4 protein-coding genes are annotated in these 3,666 nt (G+C 62.6%); 1 reads left to right on the top strand and 3 read right to left on the bottom strand.

The genetic code is table 11. The features are described 5' to 3' along the window. Positions 1-147: 147 nt before the first annotated feature. Positions 148-471: an AzlD domain-containing protein gene (locus JHD64_RS20880; protein ID WP_199055512.1), complete on the top strand. Its 324-nt coding sequence runs from the start codon at positions 148-150 to the stop codon at positions 469-471. Here the strand turns inward: JHD64_RS20880 and JHD64_RS20875 are convergent. The 3 genes from JHD64_RS20875 to JHD64_RS20865 form a co-directional block, all read right to left on the bottom strand. Then, positions 422-1,309, bottom strand: coding sequence for a sterol desaturase family protein (locus JHD64_RS20875; protein WP_199055510.1), 888 nt, complete (start codon positions 1,307-1,309; stop codon positions 422-424). The genes JHD64_RS20880 and JHD64_RS20875 overlap by 50 nt on opposite strands. A gap of 156 nt (positions 1,310-1,465) precedes the next feature. Beyond that, positions 1,466-2,566, bottom strand: a complete 1,101-nt coding sequence (rodA, locus tag JHD64_RS20870) for a rod shape-determining protein RodA (protein ID WP_193394263.1) — start codon at positions 2,564-2,566, stop codon at positions 1,466-1,468. Then, the coding region (locus JHD64_RS20865) for a penicillin-binding transpeptidase domain-containing protein (RefSeq protein ID WP_255524412.1) at positions 2,541-3,666 on the bottom strand (1,126 nt) is incomplete at its 5' end. The genes rodA and JHD64_RS20865, both read right to left, overlap by 26 nt.

The raw sequence follows: 3,666 nt of genomic DNA, 5'->3' as shown, positions 1-3,666 counted from the left end.
GGCGCTGGGGGCCGCCGTGGCGGCTGGCGTGGTCGCCATGCTGGGGCGCGGCCTGCCTTACAAGCTGGACCTGATGCTGGCGGCGCTGGCCGGGGTGCTGAGCGGTCTGCTGCTGGAGCGGTGGGCCAGGCGCAAGGAGCAGGCAGCATGAATCACTGGCTTGCCATCAGCGGCATGATGCTGCTCACCGTATTGATTCGCGCCAGCTTTCTGGTATTCGGCCAGCGCCTGGCTTTTCCCGAGTGGCTGAACCGCGCGCTGCACTATGTGCCGCCGGCCGTGTTGTCCGCGCTGGTGGTGCCCATGGCACTGGCTCCGGCCGGCACGGTGGATCTCAGCCTGGGCAATGCCTATCTGCCCGGCATCATCGTCGCCGCGCTGGTGGCCTGGAAAAGCGGCAAGACCTTGCTGGCCATCGTGGTCAGTTTTGTGGTGTATGGTCTGTGGCGCTGGGGCCTGCTGCCCGGGTGAGGGCTGCGGCCTGTTCCGGCGCGCCCAGCAGCAGGACCAGCCTGCTGCGCCAGCCATCAGCCTGCCAGGCTTCGCGCAGCATGTCGCGCCATTCCACCAGGCTGACCCATAGCGGGTTGACGCTGTTCACCGGCTTGACCGTGCCATAGTCGCAGGGTTCATCGTCGCGTTCGGCCACAAAGCTGCCAAACAGCCGGTCCCAGATACACAGCACGCCGGCATAGTTGCGGTCGATATAGCAGGGATTGCGTGCGTGGTGGCTGCGGTGGATGGACGGGGTGTTGAACACATATTCCAGCCAGCCCAGCTTGGGAATGGCCTGGGTATGCACGAAAAACTGGAAGGCCAGATTCAGCAGCACCACGCCGATCACCTGCTGTGGCGGGAAACCCAGCCAGGCCAGCGGCAGCCAGAAGGCCCACATGCCGGCCAGCGGATACATCAGGCTCTGGCGAAAGGCCGTGGAAAAATTCATCCGCGTCGAGCTGTGGTGCACGCTATGCGCCGCCCACAGCCAGCGTATGCGGTGGCTGGCGCGGTGAAACCAGTAATAGAGGAAATCCTGCGCCAGAAACAGGCCAACAAAGCTGAGCCAGCTGGCAGAAAAGTTGAACAGGCGGTGTTGCTGGTAGAGCCAGCCATACAGCGGCAGCACCAGCAGCCAGGCCAGCTTGTCGGCGGCCTGATGCAGCAGGGCGAGACAGGCATTGCACAGGCTGTCGCGCCAGTCGTAGATATCACTGCGGCCCTGCCGCCGCCAGTAATACAGCTCCCAGCCCATGCAGGCCAGAAACAGTGGTGCCAGTGCCAATAGCAGCAGTTGCACGTCGAATTGCATGATGTCTTCCTCGTAGATGGCCTTGCGTCATGGCGCAAACGCTCGATTGGAGTTGTGGCTCTATTTCTACAGGAAGACGCAGTCTGCCGGCAACAGCAGCGCATGGAAACGGGGGCAAACAGGCCCCCGGCTGTGGTGGGAATGGCTGACCGGCGCTCAGCGCCGGGCGTTGCCTATGCTCATCAGCATGCCCATGCCGACAAACAGGGTGACGGTGGCGGTACCGCCGTAGGAGACAAAGGGCAGTGGCACGCCCACCACGGGCAGAATGCCGGCCACCATGCCCATGTTGACGAAGGCATAGACGAAGAAGGACAGGGTGATGGCACCGGCCATGGCGCGGCCATACAGGGTTTGTGCGCCGGCGGTGATCATCATGGCGCGGCTGAGCACCAGGGTGTAGAGAATCACCAGCACGATATTGCCGATCAGGCCGAATTCTTCCGAATACACCGCGAAAATGAAGTCGGTGGTGCGTTCCGGAATGTAGTCCAGGTGGGTCTGGGTGCCGTTAAGCCAGCCCTTGCCCCAGGGCCCGCCGGAACCGATGGCAATCATCGACTGGATGATGTGATAACCGGCGCCCAGCGGGTCTTCCATCGGATCGATCATGGTCATTACCCGGCGGCGCTGGTAATCGTGCAGCATATTCCACACCACCGGCATGCTGGCCCCGGCTGCCACCATGCCGCCCAGAATCACCTTCCACGGCAGGCCGACGAAGAACAGCACGAAAAAGCCGGAGGCGGCGATCAGCATGGTGGTGCCCAGGTCCGGCTGTTTCAGGACCAGCGCGCAGGGAATGGCGATCATCACCGCCGCCACCAGGTAGTGCCACCAGCGCATGGAGAGCTCGTACTTCTGGAAGAACCAGGCCAGCATCATCGGCAGGGCGATCTTCATGATTTCCGAAGGCTGGATACGGGTGATGCCCAGTTCCAGCCAGCGGGTGGAGCCGTTGACCGTCACGCCCTTGAAATGCACCGCCAGCAGCAGCACCACGCCAATGCCATAGATGGGCGGGGCAAAGTTCATGATGCTTTGCGGCCGGCTGCGCGCCAGCAGCCACATGATGGTGAGCGACAGCAGGGTGTAGACCAGCTTGTTGTCGATCTTGTCCAGGCCCTGGTTATTGGCGGAATACAGCACCACCAGGCTGAGGGCGAAGATCAGTCCCAGGAACAGCATCAGCGGGCCATCAAGCGGAGCCTTGATCGCCAGCCACAGCCGCCTAATCAGATGTGGCTGCAGAGTCATCGGCAGTATCCATTGGCACGGTCTTCATGTCTCCGCTGATGGAGTTGGGGACCTTGCCCGTCATGTAGTAATCAAACAGGCCGCGCGCAATCGGCGCTGCCGCTGCCGCGCCGAAGCCGGCGTTTTCCACGATGATGGCCACGGCAATGCGCGGCTTGTCCACCGGGGCAAAGGCGACAAACCAGGAGTGGTCGCGGTATTGCTCGGCCAGGGCAGAGGCGTTGTACTTGGCCCCCTGCTTGATGGCCACCACCTGGGCAGTACCGGTCTTGCCGGCCATGGTATAGGGCAGGCCGATACCCAGCCGCCAGGCGGTACCGCCCGGTTTCAGCACCGATTGCATGGCGGATTTCACATATTCGAAGTTTTCCTGCTTGAAGGGCAGGATGCGATCCGGCTTGGCTTCGACCAGCCGGCTCTTGCCGCTCTTGGCGTCCACCACTTCCTGTACCAGGTGCGGCTTGTAGGCCACGCCGTCATTGGCCAGGATGGCCACCGCATTGGCCATTTGCAGCGGGGTATAGGCGTTGAAGCCCTGGCCGATGCCGATGCTCACCACATCGGCCGGATACCAGCGGCGGTATTCTTCCTTGTAACGGGCAAAGCGCTTGGCCTTCCATTCCTTGGTCGGCAGCACGCCACTGGCCTCGCCGTCCAGATCGATGCCGGTGGGGCGGCCCAGGCCAAACTGGCCGACGGTGGGGGCGATCTTGTCGATGCCCATATCCCAGGCCAGCTTGTAGAAAAAGGTATCACTGGACACCTGGATGGCCTTAGCCAGATTGGCCGAGCCGTTGCCGTTCTTGTTGCTGTCGCGGAACTGGTGGCTGGAGCCGGGCAGGGTAAAGAAGGCGGGTGCCGGGCGGATATCGTGCATGCCGATGGAGTGGGTTTCCAGCGCCGCCATCGACATGAAGGGCTTGAAGGTGGAGCCGGGCGGATAGGTGCCGCGCAGGGCGCGGTTGATCATCGGCTTTTGCCAGTCGTTGTTGAGCGCGGCCCAGCTTTGGCTGTCGATACCGTCGATGAACAGATTGGGGTCGAAGCCCGGCTTGGACAGAAAGGCCAGCACGCCGCCGCTTTGCGGGTCGATGGCCACC

It is taken from the genome of Aquitalea sp. ASV15 (assembly GCF_016429115.1).
In the GTDB taxonomy this organism is placed as follows: Bacteria; Pseudomonadota; Gammaproteobacteria; order Burkholderiales; family Chromobacteriaceae; genus Aquitalea; species Aquitalea magnusonii.
This window is presented reverse-complemented; position numbering and strand designations above follow the sequence as displayed.

Coding starts and splice junctions, on each gene's coding strand:
- JHD64_RS20880 (WP_199055512.1), top strand. CDS start 148: ATGAATCACTGGCTTGCCATCAGCGGCATGATGCTGCTCACCGTATTG.
- JHD64_RS20875 (WP_199055510.1), bottom strand. CDS start 1,309: ATGCAATTCGACGTGCAACTGCTGCTATTGGCACTGGCACCACTGTTT.
- rodA (WP_193394263.1), bottom strand. CDS start 2,566: ATGACTCTGCAGCCACATCTGATTAGGCGGCTGTGGCTGGCGATCAAG.